Source organism: Aquimarina spongiae (assembly GCF_900141785.1).
Classification (GTDB): domain Bacteria; phylum Bacteroidota; class Bacteroidia; order Flavobacteriales; family Flavobacteriaceae; genus Aquimarina; species Aquimarina spongiae.
This window is the reverse complement of the sequence record NZ_FQYP01000001.1, coordinates 321,451-343,732: the sequence shown is the minus strand read 5'-3', so window position 1 is coordinate 343,732 and position 22,282 is coordinate 321,451. Positions and strand designations below refer to the sequence as shown.

Here is a 22,282-nt window from a genome sequence, read left to right as displayed (position 1 = left end):
GGTCTAATAAAAATGTCCGTCTCTATTCAATAATTCTATATGTTCAAGATTCAAATTGGTTTCATTATGTGCCAGTCCTTTCTTGGTCACCTTATGGGTAAATATGGTCTTATACCTTTTGGTAATGGTATCAGAAAGTTGGGTATCATCCGTAAAAATGAATCTTCTACCTGATTTTGCAAAATTATCAATAAGTGCATCTACACATAGCTCATAATGCACTTCATCTTTTGCCAGGAAATATTTCACATTCAGCTCGTTAAAATTAATCACATAAGACATAAATCCAATAATCTCCTTATCCTTAATTACTTTCAAATTATGAATATGAATATTATTACTTATACCCGTTTGTAAAGCCTTTCGCGGAAACTTTTTGGAAATCGGGGTTTGCATGTACTGACTGGGATCAATTTGCCAATTGATATATTCTTTGGTTTTGTATATTAGATCATTCTTGCTAAGTGGTTCGATAAATTTCCAGGTAGGTTCGTCTATTTGATTTATATAATCGTAGTGCAACGATTTTGTGTTTTTCTTAAACTTGAACCCATTGATCCACTTGATGAAACTGTATATCACCGAATCCACTGCTTCTAAAAGAAATTGTACTGGTTTCAAAAATTTAAACCTTCCGATCAACATCGATGGATCCAAACTGAAGAATATTGTATGTCTTAACCTGGAAGCGATTACCGTAAATGGTTGTTTCTCATAGAAAGTATTCACATTTTCTGCATAGGACTTAATCAACACGCGTTTCCCGGTTAGATTTACTGCTTCGTTATAGATATAGGTACCCAAAACCGTATCCTTGTAGATTGGATGTACCCACCAGGAAATCATCCAATACACCTTTTGCGGTTCTTGGTTATGAGAATTCGCAAGATCCGGAAACATAAAAATAAAGGAGATCATTTTTTGGTCTTCATAACCGATCACCCCGCAATAATCATCTTCGGCTATTCTGGAATTTGCAACCAACCAAATCGCCTTAGCTCTTGGCATTGGAGCTAGCTTATCCTGCCAAAATGTATTTTGATCAATTGCTTCTCTCAGCATTTTTTTGGTGATCCCAATTACCTCAAGATTTTTGCTCATAGTACTGTTTCTAAACCCTAATTGTTTCCATTAAAATATTCTGACGTCAGTTCTTCGGATAGATTTACATCTTTTTTCTGAATCACTTTCTGCAATGTCAATCCAATGATTTTCAAATCGACCAGAAAGCTAAGATGCTCTACATACCAGACATCATACTCAAACTTTTTTTTCCAGGTGATAGAATTTCTTCCATTAACCTGAGCCCAACCTGTAATACCAGGCCTAACATTATGACGTTTTTTTTGTGTACTATTATAGATGGGGAGATACTCTATAATTAATGGTCTAGGACCAATTAGTGACATTTCACCTTTTAACACATTGAGCAATTGCGGAATCTCATCGAGAGAGGTTTTCCTAACAAATGCTCCTACTTTTGTGATTCTATCTTTATCAGGTAACAAGTTACCTTGATCATCCTTCTTATCATTCATCGTTTTGAACTTAACGATGCTGAATATCTTTTCATTTTTTCCCGGTCTTCTTTGCACAAAGAAAGGCTTTCCCTGATTCGCAATAGCCAAGAAAACAATCAACATCAAGAACAGTGGAGAAATCAAAACCAACACTGTGAAGGAGATACAAAAATCAAGAACACGTTTGAAAAAAGATTTATACATTATCTAGCGGCTTGATGTCAATTAATTGTTCATTTCATTAACCATCACTCTTCTTTTTCCAGATGCAAGTAACGGAATTTCATCAACATATTCTACAGTGATTTTGGCATCTTCGCCCAAATACCCTTTAAAGTCGTTAACAAACTCATTTTCTCTTAAAAAATCACCTTCGCTATTGATCTTAAAATGATACGTTCCTTTTGCTTTTTGGATCAACTGACACTGTTTCAATTCTGGATAGTTGTTTACCAATAACACAAGATTTGTAGAAATGTGCTCTCCTTTGGTATCATAAATCTGATCGATCTTTCTTCCGTTTACCTCCAAAAGAATGGCTTTTCCATCTACAGTATCCTTTCTTCCAATATCACCAGTGTCATATCGAATCATCGGTACTGCATAATTAAACAGATCCGTAATCACTATTCTTCCCGACTCACCATCGGGTACTCTTTTATTGGAGTCGATCTCTAGAATTTCTACCAGATAACTCGCCTCATTAATATCAAAGTGTTTTTTATTTCCGAGAGGTTGCTGCGCCAAAATTCCGTTCTCTACATTAGAATACCTGGAAACCACTTCGGTATCAAAATATTTGAGAACACTTTGTTTGGTATAGTCATTCAATCGCTCAGACATGGCGATGATTGACTTGAGGTTATTGGGCACAACCGAGTAATCATTCCTGTCTAAGTATTTACAAATCTCTTCGTAGGCAGAAGCATATCCCAGCCAGCTATCTGAAGATTTACTATTTGGTAAATCATCGATTACTTGTTGTATTAGTTTTTCATCTCTAAACTCAAATACATCAATTGGCACTATATTTTGTAATACTCGTGTTGTAAAACTCTTTTTTTCAAAGGCATTCCACATTCTGAAATAAGTCAATCGGTTACCTATTTTAAAACCTGCATTTTCAGAAAAAAATATGGTATCCGCCATGTTTCTGAGTCGCTTGTTCTTATCCTGAAACGTTTTGAAAGGTGTACCTGTGGAACCACTGGTACTTACCGTAAATTTTGATTGATCCTTAAATGCTGTGGATTGAAAATCCTCAAAACTCTCTCGAATTACATTTTTATTGATGACCGGAAAATCTTCGATAGATCCATATCCGTTTTGTTTCTTGTAAAAAGGTGAAGTAGCTACGGCGTGATCCAGCACTTTTTTTAGATGTTCTTCTTTGTATGCTATCGCCTTTTGGTCCAAAGGATTTTCATTGATAAATTTGATCTCATCGTAATGACGTTTTTTAGGCCCGCCTTTTAATCCATCTACGATCCAAAAAGCTTTATTCCTAGCTGTTTCAAAAAGTTTCATTCCCCGATTTATTGTTTTTTTACTAAATGTTACTAATGATTTCCTGATACAATGGATGTTTACAAAACCCTCCAAACACCAAATCAGGGCCTAACAAGGAGTTATTATCATTCCCTTCTATAATAACTGGTCCATTTTGGCTAACCGCAATATCCCACCCTATAATTCTATCTGGAATATGGTTAACACATTGTTTTACCAGATCACAAGCTTCTTTGAAATAAGGAAGCTCATGGTTTAAAAAAACTGTTCCTGTATCCGGATGGCTTTTAAAACGTTTACCACCGTATTTCATCAATTGATAACTTTTTTCTACCAGCACTCCTTTCTCCATGTCGATAGATACCCAAAAGCCACCACCACTGCTATTATCCAAAACGCTACCTCCTCTACCAAATCGCATATATCCTGATAGAATATGTACTTCTCCTTTGTTATCCAGATACGTATCAAACCTTATGGTGTTTACGCTATGGGGATACAATTCATTGATTTTTTCGTGTTGAATGATCACTTCTTGATGAATACAATCATTATTCATGATATATTCACCGTCTTCTTCTACCGTTTGATCGACATTATCTTTGGTAACCAAATAGGCCCCAACACCTCCCATTTCGGTAATCGCTTTTACAAAGATTCTAGTAACTCCTTCTTTTTCAAAAAGGCTATTAAAATATGTTGCTAGTTCTTCTTTACTATTTACTAAGGTGAAATTAGAATTGTAAAAAAATCGATTCTTAAGATTATAGGCGATCATAGGAGGAACAGGCAAATTATTCTTCTCCATGAATAATGCAAAAGCCAATTTGTTTCTTAGCAGTGTTGCGTATTGCGGGCGATGTAGTTTCTTGGATAAGGTAATGTTATCCACTTCTTTACTGCTCAGGTAATCTTTGTAGTTTTTTACATCTTTACGATATAAAAACTTACCAAAATAGAAATAAGGAAATTCTTTTTTGGCCATCCAAAACCCAATAGCTTCTCTAAAAATTCGAAAAAAACTTTTCCGCTCAGGGTCCTTGAAAAAAACATCAAGTCTTTTTTTCAATAACTTAAACTTCCTTTTCATTGATTGTAGATTTGGTTAGTTCATCAAAGATCGGTATTCTTCTAATAAGCTCTCCCATACCACCTGACATTCGTATCGGGTAGTAATAGACGTTCTTGAGTTTGCGGCTAATGTATTTCTTACATCGTCATTCTTTACGAGTTCTGATACCTTTTGATATACAGCTTCAGTGTCTTTTACCGGTATGATTAATCCGTTTTCTCCTTCAGTAATTATTTCATTACATCCATTAATATCAGTTACTACACTTGCTACTCCCATAGACGCGGCTTGCATCACCACATTTGGAAAACCTTCTCGATAACTAGGAAAAGCTAAGATATCAGAAATTGCAAAAAAGGGCCTTACATCATTCTGCCACCCAACAAAAATAATATTTGGATTTGTTTCAATCTCGCTTTCAATTTCTGGAGATAAAGGATCCAGGTCTTTTTCATAGATACCCACCAAAAGTAATTTAGCTTCTGGATGATCTGTACTGATTCTTTTAAAAGCTTGGACCAATTCATTAATTCCTTTATCCTTCACCAACCTACCTACATAAATAATCACCTTATCAGATGATTTAATTTTCAATTCGTCTCTAAGCTTCTGATTATCTTCTGGTGTATATAGAGTGGGATCAAAAAAGGAAGTGTCTATCCCATTAGAACTCCCATTGGCAATTACCTTTAGCTTTTTAGGTTTTGTATATTTATTTTGAATAATAATATCCTTCAATCCAAAAGAGTTAGGGTAAATCATTGTAGCACAGGCATAGGTGATCTTTTCTACTGTATCAAGTAAGGTTCTTTTAGACCCAGTAGCTTCAAGTAGTGGTAGTCCAGCAATAGTATGCAATCGGTGTGGTACTCTGGCTAATTTGGCCGCTAGCATTGCCAATGTTCCTGCCTTTGGTGTATGGCTATGAACAATATCTGGTTTTTCTTTTCTGAAGATCCTATATAATGTATAAACTGCCAGAAGATCTTTTATTGGTGTGATCTTTCGAGTCATTTCTACCGGTACCACAGCAATGCCCTCTTCTTTTGCGACTCGATCTAGCCTGCCTTCGCCTTTACCTGAGATACCGATAACCTCATAGTATTGAGACATAAATTTTAGCTGGCCTTTGAGTAATCCTCCTAAAGACTTTGGTATGGTTGTAACACGGATAATTTTATTCATATTCCCCCTTTACATGAAAATTATAATCCTGGTTTATTTATTTCGAATGCAAATATAGATAATACTCTTTCTTTTACTGCAGAAATCATATTTTTCTCACACAGAAAATTTAAGAATTATGCGATTGCAAAAATAATTGCAAAAAAGTTAAGAAGTCTGGGGGAAAAGCCCCATTTTGCAACTTTATTGTGCGGTGTTCCCGTAATAGTGTTAAGCAATTGTTATAAAAATAGTTTTTTTGTGCAATTTTTAACATTTTTTATCGACGTGATGCACAATACTCTCGATGAAATTACGTTTATTTGTACTAAACCCTTAAAAATATATATGGCGAAATAATTACTTAGAAACTAAATATTACATAACCAAATTTATTTTGCTATGAAAAGAATGACCCCCCACATTCTAGTTATTTGCCTAACTATTCTTTTTGTTGCATGTAGCAACGAATCATTTGAGGAAATCGTACCCGATGCAGTAGAAAACCCTGATCCGGACCCAGATCCTGATCCCGACCCAGAACCAGATCCAGATCTAGTTACGGATCCATGTGATTTTGATATTTCTTCTATCAAAGCTAATACTACAACTGTAATTAACTGTCAATTAGACTTACAAGGAAAATCTGTTGACTTACCTGCCAATGTTAATTTTGATTTTGACGGAGGATTAATTATCAACGGAACTTTGAATTTCTCTGGAGGATATATCGATGGAAGAATAATGAATTCTGACCTAGAACTAAAAGGAGATGTTCAATTAAAAGATCCTATCTTTAAATTTATTCCTTCTCGATGGAAGAATATTGTTCAAGGAAGAGTAAGTACTGATGTAGCGCTTTCTAACAATGCCAATTTTGAAGGTCTTATCAATCAAACCAAGGCATTGGGTGCCACTACTTTTGAAGTAGATCAATTTGATGCGTACTTTGAAGTGGCTACGGTAACCAGCACAACTACAAATCAGAACTTTTACCCTTCTAGAGAAGCGATAAATGTACCTTCGGATTTTACACTACGCATGACCGACAACACCAATTTAAGAGTGCAGCCAAATAGTCGTAAAAACTATGTGTTATTAGCTGTTAGGGATGCTTCCAATGTAAGAGTTGAAGGAGGTAATCTTATCGGTGATCGTTTAGAACACGATGATAATTCACAACCTGGACCACACGCTTTCGGTTTTGTATTAATGATTCACGGAGGAAGTAATGTAGATTTAGTAGGTGTAAGAACCATACTAGGTACTGGAGACGGGATAGATGTGAATAGTATCGGGTTTACTTTTGAAGCAGGGTACATTCCATCTAATAACATTAGAATTACTAATTGTATAATGGATAGCAATAGACGAAACAATATGTCTATTACTGATGGGTTCAACATTGTAGTTGATGGTTGTCAATTCTTAAATGCCGGTATAGACATGCCAGGTTCTCCAGGAATGGCTCCAGGTGTAGCTATGGATGTTGAAGCGTTTAGAGGCAAAGATGATGCAGGTAACTTTATTCTTTATGAAAGAGCGTACGATCTTACTTTTAGAAACAACTTTGAAAAAGGAAGTAAATTCGGTTCTTTTGTAGTCGCTATTGGTGAAGATGTTACTATAGAAAACAACACCACCGAAGATGGAATTGCTATCGGTGCAGGACACGGAATAAAGATTATCGGCAATACCCTTATTGCTGCAGCAGATGATAATATTGGTGCAGGAATTACTACAGGACACCCTAATTCTACGGATACTTACGACAACGTAATCGCTAACAATAGAATTATTGGTCATAACATTGGTATCGCGGCATATCAAAGAGATATGAAAATTTACGGTAATGTTATTGAAGATTTTGGTGTAGGAATACAACCAAAGGATATCAGAAACTTTGAAATCTACGACAATACATTAACCAGTGATAGAGATGCTAGTATCGCCATATTCGGTAACCTTACCACTATGGACAACGTTACCTTTAGAAACAACAATGTTGTTCGTGTTGCGAGAGAAAGTGTTAAGATGGTAGCAGTAAACGAAAATGCTGGTCAGGAAAGTTTCAAGACTACCTTTAGCGATAATGATTTTACAGGATCTACCACCATAAGTAGAACAAGTGGTGTAGATTTTATGGAAAATAGAACCAAGAAAGGTATTATCCTAGTAAATGCAAAAAATATCGATATTACAGGTAATACTATCGAATCTACCGGACAAGATGGAATTACAATCCAACAAGGATGTAGTAATCTGAATATTGGTAATAATAACATTACGGTAATCGGTACCAATTTAGACTGTATCGATCAGAAAGCGGCAGGTACTAATATCGTAATCGCTAATACGAATACTTGTACAAACTAGAAAACTAACAACTATTATATAAAAAATCCCGGGTAGTACCCGGGATTTTTATTTATTGAAAGATCGGCAATAGCAGATCGGCAAGTACCTCATTTCCTTTCTCATTTAAATGGCCATTAGCCACAAAATAGTTACTTAGCCCGTCTGGATAATCAACGACGTGATATCGTACTTGTTGAGTATTACTTTTATAATCGTGAATATTTTTAATATTAATTCTTCCCAGATTATTAATGACTACCATATCAATGGTGATCCCCAAATCTTGAGCTTCCAACTGATTGATAACCCAATCCAGGTTTTCTTTTTCAAAATCAACGTCCTTGTTCTTTGTTTTGGCAGTACCGTAGTATTTGAAAACATTGAAAAATTTAAACATCAATAAGCTTTTGCTGAATCGTTTTACTTTACTGGTTAAAGAAAGGTGATTGCCAAAACTATTACTACTAGCTGCATAGAATTCAATCTTATCTTCGTTTCTGTAAGGATAGCTCCTATTAGGGTCATTTTTTGGATTCCTGTGCCCAATATTAACCACTTCTCCCGGAGTCATCACAAATACCACTTTATCAAACTTCAGCCCCTTCTCCTTCAACAGATGTTTTACTAAAACGATACCTTGCACAGGAGTCCAAACCCCTCCTGACCCAGCATTGTTTACTTTTGTTTTCAACTTCTCCTCTAATAGTTCAGAAAAACGATCCTGATTATCCATTCCAAACCCTTCTACAAATGAATTACCTACCACCAGAGTTCCTCCCTGATCGAATTCATCATCCCGAAACCCAAAAGAATTGATTTCGTTAACTACTCCTCCCCAAGGATAGTTAATCATTTGCTTACTATTCTTTTGCCGGGTTACCCCATACAATTCGTTCATATCATAATACAACGGAGGATCATTAAAACCAGTCATCGGTAAAAAAGCATCTGATCCTTTGGTAATCACAGCATATCCCAGATTTAGTATTTCCAGAATAACGATAGCAACGATAATATTTTTAATATACTTCATCTCCTAAAATTGAAAATAAATAAACTCTGCTTGTATTTCTCTATTGAGTGACCCTACGATAGCAATAGCCATAAGCACCCATAAAATAAAGTGTATTTTCTTCTTTTTGTATCGCATAAAATCCAAAACCAACAACACCAAGATCAATAATATGTCAGAATACATAATAAAACTAGTAGCATCCACTTTCAGTGATTGTATGCCTCCCAAATATTGAAAAGCATCTCGAATAGAATCTGCTCTAAAAAAGACCCATGCTACGGTAACCACAAAAAAAGTATAGAGTACTTGAGCTGTTGTTTTTAGATATGTCAAAATGCTTGTGGTGGCAACCTTATCCTCCAAATGCCTTCGGTTGGTTCCTAAAACGAAAGATGGAATAAAAAGTAGCGCATGAATCCCTCCCCAGACAATAAAAGTCCAGTTAGCCCCATGCCAAAACCCACTTACTAAAAATATAGCAAATACATTTCTAATTCCTTTCCACTTCCCTACTTTGGAACCTCCTAAAGGGATATATAAGTAGTCTCTAAACCATGTGGATAAGGAAATGTGCCACTTTCTCCAAAACTCACCTATACTTCTTGAAAAATAAGGAAAATTGAAATTGGTCATCAAATCAAAACCAAAAAGTCTGGCCGTACCAATCGCGATATCCGAATATCCACTAAAATCTCCATAAATCTGGAAGGCAAAGAGCACTGCTCCCATTATTAATGTACCTCCGGAGTAATCGGTATAATTCGCAAAAATATCGTTCACAATAGGAGCAAACGAATCTGCAATCACCACCTTTTTAAACAATCCCCAGACTATTAACTCTATACCTTTTAATGCCTTGGTTTTATCAAACTTTCTTTTGGCCAACATTTGCGGTAGTAGATTAGAAGCTCGTTCTATAGGTCCGGCCACCAACTGCGGGAAAAAGGATACGAATGCCGCAAAAGCAACAAAATCTCTGGTGGGTTTCATTTGTTTTCTATAAATATCAATAGAATACGACATGGTTTGGAAGGTATAAAAGGATATTCCTACGGGCAATATTACCTTTAGTGTCCATGTGCTTTCTACTGTATATCCAATAGAAGCTAACAAATCGATCCAAGAATCCACAAAGAAATTGTAATATTTGAAAAATCCTAATAACCCTAAATTGAATAATGCACTCAAGAACAATAATCGCTTACGGATTTTTTTGTTATCTGATTCATGAATACTAATACCGATAAAATAATCCACAACCGTACTTAGTGCTATCAATGATAAAAACCTGTAATCCCACCATCCGTAAAACACGTAACTAGCTACAAGTACCAGAAAATTCTGAAGTTTCAAATTTTTATGTACTACGAACCAGTACAATAGAAAAACTACTGGTAAAAAGACAAAAAATTCTAAAGAGTTAAAAAGCATATCTGGTAATTCTAAAATTCATATCTAATTCAACTTCTATTTGTTTTCTTATAATCATTTGGAGTGTTGCAATTCTTTAATCCTATCTGCAACCAACTTGGTAAACAATTCTGCTCCATCATTATTGAGGTGCGATGTATCATGAAACAACTGGTATTGTTCCAAAAATGTTTCAGAATTAAAAAAATCCAACAACAACACCTGTTCTTTCCTGGCAATTTCTCTTATTTTGGATAAAGACTCGTTGTTGGTATAATCAGTAACTAACAGATTGGGCGAGGTCACAAAAACCAATGGTACTCCATAATCTTTCGCTTCTGCAATAAAACGCTCTAGCGTGATAACGAAATTGGGATCAATATCATCTCCCGCTTCCAGATTTTCAAACCTTTTTAAGTTTTTGGAAGGCTTTACTTTACCATATAGAGGCCTATATCCTTTTTGATCTAATTGAGGAGAAGCATAATAGCGTAACGCATGTATCAAAGTTGAATTTGCCTGGAAGGATTTGAAAAACAATTTAAAATCGATTCCTGGCGACCCCATCTCCAAAATTGGTTTCAACACATCACGATGATCCGAATAATAAGGATGTAAATCTGCCAATCGATCATATGCTTCTCTTGAACTATACAGAAAATCTTCGTCTATATTGAGAAGTAACAAATCCGGCTTTGATCTTTTTAATACCATTTGTTGTAGGGCTGTGTGAAACAACAATTGTTGACCTTCTGCTCCCGCATTATAACAAGTAGTTTGTAATTCTTGTTCGAATACCTTGGGTACATAATGACGATGTGCATGCGAACTACCAAATACCATGACTTTGGCTTCACTATCCTCGATCACATGTGTCGCTCTTGCAAACTTTCCAGTGTCCTGACTAAAGAATATCTGTTTTGCAATCGTACCCAACAAAAAATCAATCATCAATAAAATGATGACAAACTTCATGATCTTTATGAGTGACGATGTAAATTCTTTTTTCATCCGATTCTAAAACTGAAAATAAATAAATTGACTCTCTCCAAACACCCCAAAATACAATATCATAAATACGACAATAGCATATCCAACCAATCGGATAAGCTCCAACCTATTATTGGAAATGGTAAACAACGAATTAAAATATTCTTTTTTGGTTTCTACCAGCACCAACATCGCTATCGCCAAAGTAGCATACAGCGAAGCTGCGATATCGTCTCCACTACCTATATATAGCCTACCTGGATTGGTAAGCATTTCACTGATCATGGATAAAGCATTATTGATACTATTCGCTCTAAAAAAGACCCAGGATAAATTGATCAAGACAAAAGTCAACAACACGTTATGCAGTCCTTTACGGCCTTTTTTAAACAGTAATGCTTCTGCGATCAAATACACCCCATTTAATGCTCCCCAGGCTACAAAGGTCCAGTTAGCACCATGCCATAAACCACTAATCAAGAACGTAATAAATAGATTATACAACCATCTTGGTTTTGAAACTCTATTTCCTCCTAATGGGATGTACAAATAATCTCTAAACCAGGTAGACAAGGATATATGCCAACGAGTCCAAAACTCACTTACAGAAGCCGCAAAATAGGGTCTTCTAAAATTAGTCATCAAGTCAAAACCAAACAATTTGGCTGTACCAATCGCAATCAAAGAATACCCTGCAAAATCTCCATAGATCTGAAATGCAAAAAGTATGGTAGCTGCGATAAAACTCAATCCATCATGGCTTTCAATATTGTTATATACTGCATTTACATATATGGCTGCTCTATCGGCTACAACTAACTTCAAAAAGAATCCCCAGATCATCAGCTTCCCTCCTTTTGAAAGCGCATCATAGGTAAACGTTCGTGGTTTCAAAAACTGAGGAACCAAATTGGTGGCTCTTTCGATAGGTCCTGCCACCAATTGTGGAAAGAAACTAACGAACGCTGCAAAAGCAACAAAGTCTTTTGTAGGTTCTAGTTTCCCTCGATAAATATCGATGGAATACGACATGGTTTGAAACGTATAAAAAGAAATCCCTACAGGCAATACGATACTGAGCGTCCAAACATCTTGATAGGTGTACCCCAAAGATGCAAATAGCTCTATCCAGGAACCCACAAAAAAATTGAAGTATTTAAAAAAGCCCAACAACCCAATATTAAAAAACACACTTACCCAAAGCCATCTCTTTTTTATTATTTTATCATCAGATCTATACACCTTGAAGCCTACAAAATAATCCACAATCGTACTTAATGCTATCAGTGATAGAAAACGCCAATCCCACCAGCCATAGAACACATAACTAGCGATCAACAGCAACACATTCTGCCATTTGATACTTTTAGCCAACAACCAATAGCATACCAATACTATCGGTAGAAAGACAAAAAAATCAAAAGAGTTAAATAGCATAGTTATTCTGTTTATTATCCTTTTATAGCGCTTCTATACAATTCTAGATGTAAATTATACACTTCATTGATATCATACTGTTTCTTGACTAACGCATACAAAACCTCTGCTTTTTGTAAAGCTGCATCATAATTGGTCATTACCGAAATAGCTGCTTCATGAAAACCATCCAAATGAGTAAGGTAAGCGTTTTCGGCATTCAAAAAATCGGGAATACTTCCCACTGGCGTTGAAATTACTGGTAATCGCGATGCTCCTGCTTCTATAATAGAAACTGGCATTCCTTCCCACAAAGAAGTAATGATTAAACAATTGGCATCTTTAAGGTATTTTGGCACATCATTTTGGTGACCAAACAACTGTATGTATTCTGAAAAATGTTCTTTAGTTATCGCTTGTTCCAGTGCTTCTCTGTACCCCCCATCGCCAACAACATGAATCACAAAGTTCTCTTTTTCAGCATTTTTTAATCTTTTGACCAATTCGATCAAAAACAAAGGGTTTTTGGGTTCGGTTAGTCTTCCTAAAAACAGAAAAACAAAAGGATCATTAATTTTTTTTACCGAATCATCAAAGCGACTGGTATCTACTCCATTTGGTATGGCTACACTATTCTTTAAATACCATTTTTTGGAGTTTACACTGAAAATAATATCCTTTTTTCTAAAGATTTTTGTCACAAACAGTAAAACTCTACGATAAGACTGTTTTACTTTATTGGTATGTAGCGTAAAAACAATAGGTACATTTTTGAAGAAAAGCTTAAATAGCAATCCAAAGGCAAAAGCATGAAACATATGACAATGAAAAACCAACTCCTTTTCTTTAGTACATATTTCTTTTAATTTCTTGAGTCCAGGTAATATGGATTTTGGAGAAGTAATGTTCAAAAAGTGACACTCAATACCTTTTTCTTCAAATTTATGCTGGATTTGTTTTCTGTTAGACACAGAAACTGCAATTGTCTTATCTGCAGTACCCACAGTTTGACCCGCAAGCTCCAAAACCATATGTTCGGCTCCACCACCACTTAAACCTGTTATTAAATGTAAAATTGTCAACGTATTGTATTGGTTTTAAAGTTGTAACTCAAAGTTTCTTTTCACTGCATCAAACTTACCATTAGGTCCCAAAGGAATATCTTCTACTACACAAATCTTATATTCGATTTGCTCTCCTAATCTATCTTTTAAATTCTTAAGCAATTGATCTTGTATTGATTCGTTATATCCTTGATCAGGTATTAGATTGACGACAATTTTATCCGGACTTTCCTGAATGATCTGACTTTTAACAATGCCATGCAATCCTTTGTACGCAGTATCCATTCTGCCAACGTATCCTTTTTCTTCGGTCCACAGAATATCGTCTTCCCTACCTATAATCTTTTCTATAATGGGCATATTGCACACACACGGACATTCTTTATCTGCAGGAGATAACAGAACTGTGTCCCCTATATCGTAGCGTATTAACGGGGTTTTGTAATTAATAAAACTAGTTACCACCAGCTTTGCAATTTCTCCAGGTTGTGCAGGCTCTCCTTTGGTATTAATAAATTCAAAAACTCCAGAATCTAAATTAAGATGCAAATTCCCCTCAACACATTCGGTAATAAAAGGGCTTCCTTCGCTAGAAGCGTATTGGTTATACACATGACAACCAAATGCCTTCTGTATTTCTTCTCGCTGATAATCATACAAGGTCTCTGCGGTTACTGCTATTGCTTTTGGCGTAAACGTTAATTGAATACCATTCTGATTAATGTATTTACTAATGATATAAATTGCAGAAGGATAGCCATCCAGTAATTCTGGCCTGAAGGAATTTAGTTTTTTGATGTAATGCTCCAAGTTAGCATCGGTAAGATGATAGGTAGACATTAACAGTTGTCTCTCGAAATAATTATATACCCAAAACGGAGGTTTTTTGGTGGTTGTATCCACGATTAATCGACCAGAAAACCGAACTTGTCTGCTTTTGGGTTGTATGCCAATCACGTGATGAAATCGTTTCCATAGTGCAAAAGATATATTGATCGAATCTCGATCTATATAATCTATAGTAGGAGATCCAGAAGTACCACTAGTATGCCCCACCATTGCAGTTTCACGTTTTTTATTTACCAAACGTTCTACTTCATTTTTCCGTTCAGATTTTTTAAGTATCGGCATTTTGGACAATACTTCTTTGGGTGAATTTTGAATATCCTCTTCAGTAATATTCAACTTTTTCATGATATCGCCATACCACTCCGAATGTTCCAGGACTTCCGACAACAACATGGCTAATCTTTTGTCCTGAAAACGAGTTACCGTTTCTATATCCGCATCCCACAATTGGATATGCTCTTTCAAATAGCCTTCGAACTCTTTGTTATAGCGCTGTTTGCTATTTAAGTATCCTTTTATATTCAACAATATAAACTTAAAAGGATATGGCATGTTATTATATATTTTCTCTTTTATCCCTGCCATAGCTATATCGCTGATTGTTCTAAGTAAAATTTCTCCATCGCTAAGGTATTGGAAACAATATCATAATTTGCATCGATAATTTTATCAGTGTTTTGCCCCTTTTTTGAGGTATCTGTCTTCAATATCGTTTTGGCCCATACATCGGCTTCTTTTTGCAGTGATAAAAAAGCAATCTCATCGGTAACATGTACTTCAGAAGTAATAGTATCGGATGCCACTACTTTCACACCAGCCGCCTGAGCTTCGATCAAGGTAACTGGAAGACCTTCATAAAATGATGGAAAAACAAATATGTCAAACACCTGAAACAATGCTGGGATATCTTCTCTAACTCCCAAAAATAGTATCTTATCCTCTATCCCCAACGCTTTAGCTTTTTGTTCTATTCCAGCTCTTAGGGGTCCATCTCCTACCGAAATCAATACGCAGTTCTGATTTTTTTTGAGTGTAGCTGCAAAAATATCGATCAAAAAAGCATGATTCTTTTGGCTAGCATAGCGTCCTACATGCCCCAATACCAGGGTATCTTCTTTTATGTTTAGTGTATTCATATAGGTTCTTGCAACATCCTCGTTATATGCGAACTTCTTACTATCAATCGCATTATTCATCAATTGAAATGAGCTCTCTTTGCCAAAAAGCCACTTTCCTGCCTTCTCACCACAAGAAAAAAGATGGGTAGTGTTATCCTTTACTTTTTGCCTTAATCGAAACTTGATCCATTTCTTTGCTGTTTCTTTTAGCCCTTCTTTACGAATACTGGATAGATTGATTTCGGAAATTGCGATATGTGCATGAGCAATCCGACAAGGGATATTGAATTCTTTGGCTATTTTGAGCGGAAAATTACTAAAGGTATTGAGATGAGAATGTACAATAGCGTAGTCACTATGCTCTTTAAAAAAAATTCTTAGTGCCTCATAGTATTTCCCAGGAGAAACAGGGTTGATAGGATCTAGTTTATAGATCTTACCTCCTAAACGTTCTATTTCTTCATCAAATGCTGCTTTTTCTTTGCGATGCACCAAAAAATCGAATTGAACTTGATCGCGATCAATATTTCGATAATAATTCATGATCATTGATTCTGCCCCACCCCGATTCATGATAGTAAAAACCTGCAATACCCTTATTGGTGCCATTATATTCCTCCTCTGGTTTTAAAACGGATATACATGTTTAATGCTACTCCAAACGGGATCGCCAAAAAGGTGATTAGTTTTCTTGGAGACTCGGTCAAAAAGGATCCATTCTTGGTAAACAAAGCACAAGAAACATAGTGAATTGCATTTTTGAAACGCTCTCTAAAGCTCTCTCCTAATTTCATTCTACTCTTTCTAGAAAAAGCAAAACCATTAGGGTGTCTACGATATTGTTTTAGCATGTTCATACTCGACCCATCGGTTAAGTACTCCACAATACAAAACACCTCATTTACTGGCAGTAGTTTGTAATCCTGATCTATAAGTTGATACAGGTACCCAAGAGGAACAAAACGTTCACCTTCAAAAATAGGATACGGTGGATATTTTTTAACCACTTCAGTTCTGAATACTAGTTTTTTATCTCCCAAAACACCATGCTTATGGTATAAATCATAGAGTCTTGTTTCTGTAAGATGATCAGGAATTTTGGTTCCAATAATATCTCCTTTGGTATTAGCATCAAGACCTACTAAACCTGCAAAATTGTCCTTCCCTTTAATCTTTTCCCAATTCTCAAGGATTTTTTCGATAGCATCATCCGGCATAAAGTCATCACTATCAATACAAACATTAAGTTCGGTTTCAATCAAACGATATGCTGCATTATGTCCGCCATGCATTCCCAGGTTTTCCTGAAAATGATATTGTATCGCAATCTTATTTTCAGCAATCCAAGAATTCACTAGTTCTTCGGTATTATCAGAAGATCCATCATCAATAATTAACCAAAGAAAATCTTGATTCGTCTGCCGTATCAAACTTTGATAACACTGATCCAAACAGTAGGCCCGATTATAAGTTGGTGTGAATACTGTAATTGTTTTCATAGTTGTTAGTTAGTTTAAGAGTTATCCCCAAAAGAAGTAATACATAAAATAGGTAAATGCAAAATATACCAGTATTACCATCCCAAGTAAAAAATGTTGGTTTTTAAAAAATCGTTGTGTCAAAAATGGATAGGCGATTACGATAGCCATCATAAACCAAGACAGGTAGGCAAATCTGTTGGAATAGTTTGCATTAATCACCAAAATCCAAAAGCCATTACAGATAAGGTAGGTATTGAGTAATCTATTGTAAACCGGATCTTCCAATTTCTTTTTAAATACAAAATACCATCCTGCAAAAACGGCAAAGGCACTATGAAAAAGAAAATCCCATCGAAACCCTGTACTAGAGAAGGTCCCCTCTGCAGCTTCACTAGTTAAATACCCCGATAGCCGGTCATCATCTCCAAATCCTAACCCCGCAAATAATGAAATCCAAAAACCACCCATCGCTAGCGACAGCGGTATACAAGCCAGCCAGCCTTTGAAATAGAATTTTGGATTGTTGTAGATGTAGGTCATTAAAAATGCCAAGATGGGTAATAAGGTGGTTTTATGAAAAAATGAAGCTACCAGAAATAAGAGCCCCATAACTACCTTGTTGGTTTTATGGTAACTGAATCCCCAAAGGAAAATAGAACAAGCTGCACCATTACGCATCCCATTCACTCCATAGGTCCAAAAGGAAAACGAAACCACGAACATGATGAACGCATAGTACCAATAGTCCTTGAAATACACCTTGGAAATCTTATACATCGGAAAAATGTAAAAGAAAGCACAAAGGGTAAAAAAAGTATGAATAGAGGAAAAGCTAGCCATAGTCTTCATAAATACATGCCATCCATAGTCATTGACCGTAAGAATCTCTCCTCCCGTACTGTAATGCTGAAAAGTTCTATAGTAATTGATCGTATCTCCAAACCTATGGCTGGCGGGTCTTTGACCAATATGAAAAATTAAAAAAGCCAATAGTACATATCCCGTTACATTGATAAAAGCCAAGTTTTTAGGCTCGCTCATATTTAAAATTCGGGTATGCAATAGCGTAAAAAGTACTAAAAAGAAGCACAGATTAAGATACAACGGATAATACCAATCTATAGGAATAAAGGTATTCATATTAGTTTACGCTATGTTCAGCTACTCTTTTTCGTTTTTTTTTACTATTAAAAATAGAATCTGATAAGACTTTTGTAAATTCTTTTCCCGAAAATTTATCTATATGATGTCCATCATAAGTCTTATATTTCATCTCCCCTAAATTAAAATCAAAATAAGATATATCATTTGATTTTGCAACCTTATCAATAACATTCCCAAATGTTGGAAAATATTGTTCTTCGTAACTCAAAAATTCTTTTGAAATTGGCATTCTTACCAAAAACACATGCCCGTGTTGCTTCAATTTGTTGATCAAATCTGATAAACTTTGAATCCTCACCTCTGACAACTTTGATTTCTTGGCATCCTTCAAAAACATCGCTATTTGATTTTTTTTCCAATCTTCGAACACTTTCTCATCTGTTGGCAAATTGGTTTCTTCTAACCATCCATCCTTATGTACTTTTGACTTTTGACGAAACATGGCTCTAAAATGAAAAAACGATAAGTTTTTTACCAAATACTCATAATTAGGATTCGTATTTACAAAATTCATATTATGAGGTGGTTGCCCTTCTTCTCTATACTCTCCTACAGCATTGTCATACCCTTCGTGTACCGTTAACATCTCTGGAGTTACCGAAATGATAAATATACCATTATCTGCTGACTCATCTAATTTCTTATAAATGCTTTCATTATACAAAGGTCCGATGATCGCCTGAGCAATCGTAAAACTATAATTCAGCATCGGGGCATTATATTCGGTATCTTTAAAATACTCATTGATTACAGCTGGTTGAATCCCTTGAAAACTTCTGGAATCCCCTACAATCATCGATTTTGTCTTTGGGGTAGTAAATTTCTCGTAGAAATAGTCAATATTCCCTCCATAGTTCATCAATACAAAAGTGACGATACCCAAACAAATGGTAGAAAATAAGCTAAGTTTTAAAATGAACTTTTTCATGATCGTCTAAAATTGAAAATATATGAATGTTTCTGCACTTTTACCGAAAAATAACAATAACACAAAGATAAATACATAAGAACTCCAACGTATCCATACCGGATATGTACTCAACTCAAAATCATGCTTTTTCCCTCGATGTATCCACTCTACGGCTACAAAAAGTGAAATCAATCCTAGTGTAATTAGCGAATTGCTTCCCATTAATATCGAAGGAAAATCAAACAAAGACCCTGAGAATATTTTCCCAAAATAATCAAATGCCTCTACGACATTGTTTGCTCTAAAAAAAACATCGGTTAGCATAATCAGCAAAAACAACAAAATCATTTTACCTAATTCTTTAAAAGAAGGAAGTACTTTACCCTCGGCTACAACTTCAGAAGCATTCATCTTCCCTGAATACACCAGCGGTATAAAATAAAGACCGTGACACAGTCCATACACCACAAAGGTCCAATTGGCACCATGCCAAAAACCTACCAGAATAAAAGTAGCCACGATAGAGAGCATTAATCCTCTTTTTTGATGTCTTCTCAAAATAAAGGATAGTGGAGTAAACACATAATCCATCATCCAGGTAGTTAATGAAATATGCCATTTTCTCCAAAAATCAGCAATGTTTGTTGAAAAGAACGGAGTGGAAAAGTTTCGCATTAATTGAATACCGAATAGTTTTCCTACTCCAATCGCCATGTTTGAATATCCAGAAAAATCTGCATACAACTGAATTGCATAGAAAAACGTACCCAACAGCAATGTGCTTCCTGACTGTGCTTGATAGTCATTAAAAATAGGATTCACTATAGCTGCACAATTTTCTGCAATAACTACTTTGGCAAAAAATCCCCATAAAATTTGACGCAATCCGTCTACCATTACTGGGTAAGAGAAGGTTCTCTTCTCCTCGAGTTGTGGTAATAGTCCTGCAGCTCTTTCGATTGGTCCCGATAATATCTTAGGAAAAAATGTGACAAAAACAGAAAAACGCAGTAGATCTTTACTAGGTTCTATTTCTTCATTGAATACATCGATAAGATATCCAAGGGTTTGAAAAGTAAAGAAACTAATCCCTAGCGGTAGGATAATCTGCAAAGTATTATGACTTACACTGGATCCAAAAACCTGAAGTATGTCGTAAAATCCTTGATAGAAAAAGTTGGCATACTTAAAATACAATAACAAGCCTACGTTAAAGATCAATCCCAGGTACAGAAATACACTTCTTTTCTTATCCTCTTCGGTTTGTGCAATTTTAATTCCTAGCGCATAGTTAATCAACGTACTGGCAATCAACAATACCAAAAACCGCCAATCTGCCCATGCATAGAATACCAAACTGGAAACCAACAACAATATGTTTTGTGACACATCGGATTTCTTGAAAACCAGCCAGTACAGTAGTAATACGGGAATAATAAATGCCAGAAAATCGAAAGAATTGAATACCATGCTGAGTCGACTTATGCCTTACTTTGTACTAAGGAGACCAAAGCTCCCATGTTTTTAAGCTTATTTAACTCTCTTAGTTTAAAACGAATACCAAATTCTTCTTCAATTTTGGTAATGATCATCATATGTGATAATGAATCCCATCCATCTACATCTTTGGCCGTTAATTCGTCGTGCATTTCGAAGTTACTGTGTTCCAAAATAGAGGTCAACACATTACTTATTCTTTCTTTTATAGTACTAATTTCCATATGAACTCTGTTTTCTTAACTAAACATTTCTTTTAATTTCTTTCTATCTATTTTCCCGTTGGTGTTTAAAGGAAAGTTCTGTATAAATTTTATTTGTGTTGGTATCATATAAGCAGGCAATTTACCTTTCATATACACTACCAAATCATTCGTATCCATAGCTTCGCCTTCTATTACCAACCCAATCTCTGTGTTATGAATCCTATTGGTAAAAGCTATCGCTACGGCATTGGTCTTATCCAATCCTGCTTTGGCATGAAACTCGATTTCGGATAACTCTACTCTAAACCCTTGAATTTTAGCCTGAAAATCAACTCTTCCCAAATACAAAATATCACCTTCGTGATCCACATTACACAAATCACCTGTTCTGTAAAACCTAGTGTTTTTCCCATTGTATTCTTTATCAAAGAATACTTTTTTATTCTTGGTTTCATTTTTCCAATACCCGGGGGTAAGTTGATCACCACTCAAACATAACTCTCCACTTTCTCCTACAGCAACTTCATTATTCTCGTCATCTACAATAATTGTAGTTGTATTTTTCATATCCTTCCCTATGGTCAATACCCCATTGTGGGTTTTGTTTGTTCCGTTTCTAACATAGGTGTAATCTGTACAAAATATGGTACATTCGGTAGGGCCATATACATTAGCAATTGTGGCATTAGGAACACAGTTACTCCACTCTTCAGTAACATCCAATGGTAATGCTTCTCCACAAAACAAACTGTACTTCATGGCCGGACAGTTGATTTCATCAAAATACGGGCGTAAATAATGTAAAATCGAAGGAACCATTAGCATAAAAGTAAGCTCGTAATCCTCCATCAACTCAAAAATATAGCTATATTTTATTTTATCTTTGGGTATGGTATACGTACAAGCACCTTTGAGCATTGGTGCCAGATAAGACATTACTGAAAGATCAAAGGTCAACTCAAACATTTGTAAACACCTATCTTCTTTGGTAATGGGATAATCCAGTGCCCAAAATGCATCCATAAAACTAGAAAGGTTACTAAAAGTAATCGGCACTCCCTTTGGTGTACCTGTAGTTCCCGAAGTGAAGAAAATATAGGCAAGATCAGTTGCAGCAACCACATTTGGTTTTAGATCTATATTGGTTGTATCTAAATGTCTGGTTAGAATTGTTTTGGTTTCGACAAACACTTCTTTTTCTGAAGAGTCTAAAACAGTAACAATATCAGCCAAATCTGCCACCATTTGGTTTCTGCTTTCTGGAAACTCAGGATTTAATGGCACATATGCTTTACCTTCCATCCAAAGTGCAATGATAGAAGCATAGGTTTGGATATCATCATTGGTAACCAAACCAATATTAATTTCTTCCTTTTTTACCGATTGCTGGATGGCACTTCTTATGCCCGAAATAACCTGTGCAAACTGTTGGTAACTATAATACTGTTCTTTAATGCAAAAGGCATTGCGTTCATAGTTGGTTTCTATTGCCTTTTGTATATCTAATATCAAATTCATAATCCCCCAATTTAGAATTTA

At 35.6% G+C, this 22,282-nt stretch carries 19 protein-coding genes; 1 reads left to right on the top strand and 18 read right to left on the bottom strand.

The window, feature by feature from the left end; genetic code table 11:
* Positions 1 to 3 precede the first annotated feature (3 nt).
* Genes BUE24_RS01445 through BUE24_RS01425 form a run of 5 tightly spaced genes read right to left on the bottom strand, consistent with a single transcriptional unit; the run spans position 4 to position 5,286 of the window.
* The gene (locus BUE24_RS01445) at positions 4 to 1,101 is read right to left on the bottom strand and encodes a hypothetical protein (protein WP_073312874.1); all 1,098 of its coding nucleotides are present in this window, start codon (positions 1,099 to 1,101) and stop codon (positions 4 to 6) included.
* Positions 1,102 to 1,118: 17 nt separating this feature from the next.
* Positions 1,119 to 1,724, bottom strand: coding sequence for a sugar transferase (locus BUE24_RS01440; protein ID WP_073312872.1), 606 nt, complete (start codon positions 1,722 to 1,724; stop codon positions 1,119 to 1,121).
* A gap of 21 nt (positions 1,725 to 1,745) precedes the next feature.
* Positions 1,746 to 3,047 carry a phenylacetate--CoA ligase family protein gene (locus tag BUE24_RS01435; RefSeq protein WP_073312870.1) on the bottom strand — a complete coding sequence of 434 codons (1,302 nt, stop codon included), beginning with the start codon at positions 3,045 to 3,047 and terminating at the stop codon, positions 1,746 to 1,748.
* Between the two features lie 22 nt (positions 3,048 to 3,069).
* Complete coding sequence (locus BUE24_RS01430) at positions 3,070 to 4,119, bottom strand: sugar-transfer associated ATP-grasp domain-containing protein (protein ID WP_073312868.1); 1,050 nt, start codon at positions 4,117 to 4,119, stop codon at positions 3,070 to 3,072.
* Between the two features lie 15 nt (positions 4,120 to 4,134).
* Positions 4,135 to 5,286, bottom strand: coding sequence for a glycosyltransferase family 4 protein (locus tag BUE24_RS01425; protein ID WP_073312867.1), 1,152 nt, complete (start codon positions 5,284 to 5,286; stop codon positions 4,135 to 4,137).
* A gap of 381 nt (positions 5,287 to 5,667) precedes the next feature.
* Here BUE24_RS01425 and BUE24_RS01420 point away from each other — a divergent pair, with 381 nt between their 5' ends.
* Positions 5,668 to 7,641, top strand: a complete 1,974-nt coding sequence (locus BUE24_RS01420; RefSeq protein ID WP_170864527.1) for a right-handed parallel beta-helix repeat-containing protein — start codon at positions 5,668 to 5,670, stop codon at positions 7,639 to 7,641.
* A gap of 52 nt (positions 7,642 to 7,693) precedes the next feature.
* Here BUE24_RS01420 and BUE24_RS01415 read toward each other — a convergent pair whose 3' ends face one another.
* The 13 genes from BUE24_RS01415 to BUE24_RS01355 all read right to left on the bottom strand — a co-directional run bounded on the left by BUE24_RS01415 (position 7,694) and on the right by BUE24_RS01355 (position 22,261).
* The gene (locus tag BUE24_RS01415) at positions 7,694 to 8,656 is read right to left on the bottom strand and encodes an SGNH/GDSL hydrolase family protein (protein ID WP_073312864.1); all 963 of its coding nucleotides are present in this window, start codon (positions 8,654 to 8,656) and stop codon (positions 7,694 to 7,696) included.
* A gap of 3 nt (positions 8,657 to 8,659) precedes the next feature.
* Entirely contained in the window at positions 8,660 to 9,991 is a 1,332-nt protein-coding gene (locus tag BUE24_RS01410) for an MBOAT family O-acyltransferase (protein ID WP_342039409.1), read from the bottom strand.
* A 132-nt stretch (positions 9,992 to 10,123) separates the two neighbouring features.
* Complete coding sequence (locus BUE24_RS01405) at positions 10,124 to 11,059, bottom strand: SGNH/GDSL hydrolase family protein (protein WP_139241890.1); 936 nt, start codon at positions 11,057 to 11,059, stop codon at positions 10,124 to 10,126.
* Between the two features lie 6 nt (positions 11,060 to 11,065).
* Complete coding sequence (locus BUE24_RS01400; protein WP_073312859.1) at positions 11,066 to 12,475, bottom strand: MBOAT family O-acyltransferase; 1,410 nt, start codon at positions 12,473 to 12,475, stop codon at positions 11,066 to 11,068.
* 14 nt (positions 12,476 to 12,489) lie between these two features.
* Positions 12,490 to 13,536, bottom strand: coding sequence for a glycosyltransferase (locus BUE24_RS01395; protein ID WP_073312857.1), 1,047 nt, complete (start codon positions 13,534 to 13,536; stop codon positions 12,490 to 12,492).
* A 15-nt stretch (positions 13,537 to 13,551) separates the two neighbouring features.
* On the bottom strand, positions 13,552 to 14,952 hold the full coding sequence (locus tag BUE24_RS01390) for a phenylacetate--CoA ligase family protein (protein WP_073312855.1): 1,401 nt from the start codon (positions 14,950 to 14,952) through the stop codon (positions 13,552 to 13,554).
* A 2-nt stretch (positions 14,953 to 14,954) separates the two neighbouring features.
* Positions 14,955 to 16,094, bottom strand: a complete 1,140-nt coding sequence (locus BUE24_RS01385) for a glycosyltransferase family 1 protein (protein WP_073312853.1) — start codon at positions 16,092 to 16,094, stop codon at positions 14,955 to 14,957.
* Positions 16,094 to 16,984, bottom strand: coding sequence for a glycosyltransferase family 2 protein (locus BUE24_RS01380; RefSeq protein ID WP_073312851.1), 891 nt, complete (start codon positions 16,982 to 16,984; stop codon positions 16,094 to 16,096). The genes BUE24_RS01385 and BUE24_RS01380 overlap by 1 nt, the downstream gene beginning before the upstream one ends.
* Before the next feature lie 21 nt (positions 16,985 to 17,005).
* Positions 17,006 to 18,106: an EpsG family protein gene (locus tag BUE24_RS01375; RefSeq protein WP_073312849.1), complete on the bottom strand. Its 1,101-nt coding sequence runs from the start codon at positions 18,104 to 18,106 to the stop codon at positions 17,006 to 17,008.
* A 1-nt stretch (position 18,107) separates the two neighbouring features.
* Positions 18,108 to 19,058: a hypothetical protein gene (locus BUE24_RS01370; protein WP_073312847.1), complete on the bottom strand. Its 951-nt coding sequence runs from the start codon at positions 19,056 to 19,058 to the stop codon at positions 18,108 to 18,110.
* Between the two features lie 6 nt (positions 19,059 to 19,064).
* On the bottom strand, positions 19,065 to 20,510 hold the full coding sequence (locus tag BUE24_RS01365; RefSeq protein ID WP_073312845.1) for an MBOAT family O-acyltransferase: 1,446 nt from the start codon (positions 20,508 to 20,510) through the stop codon (positions 19,065 to 19,067).
* 11 nt (positions 20,511 to 20,521) lie between these two features.
* Complete coding sequence (locus BUE24_RS01360; RefSeq protein ID WP_073312843.1) at positions 20,522 to 20,761, bottom strand: acyl carrier protein; 240 nt, start codon at positions 20,759 to 20,761, stop codon at positions 20,522 to 20,524.
* 15 nt (positions 20,762 to 20,776) lie between these two features.
* Positions 20,777 to 22,261 carry an AMP-binding protein gene (locus BUE24_RS01355; protein ID WP_073312841.1) on the bottom strand — a complete coding sequence of 495 codons (1,485 nt, stop codon included), beginning with the start codon at positions 22,259 to 22,261 and terminating at the stop codon, positions 20,777 to 20,779.
* Positions 22,262 to 22,282: the final 21 nt, after the last annotated feature.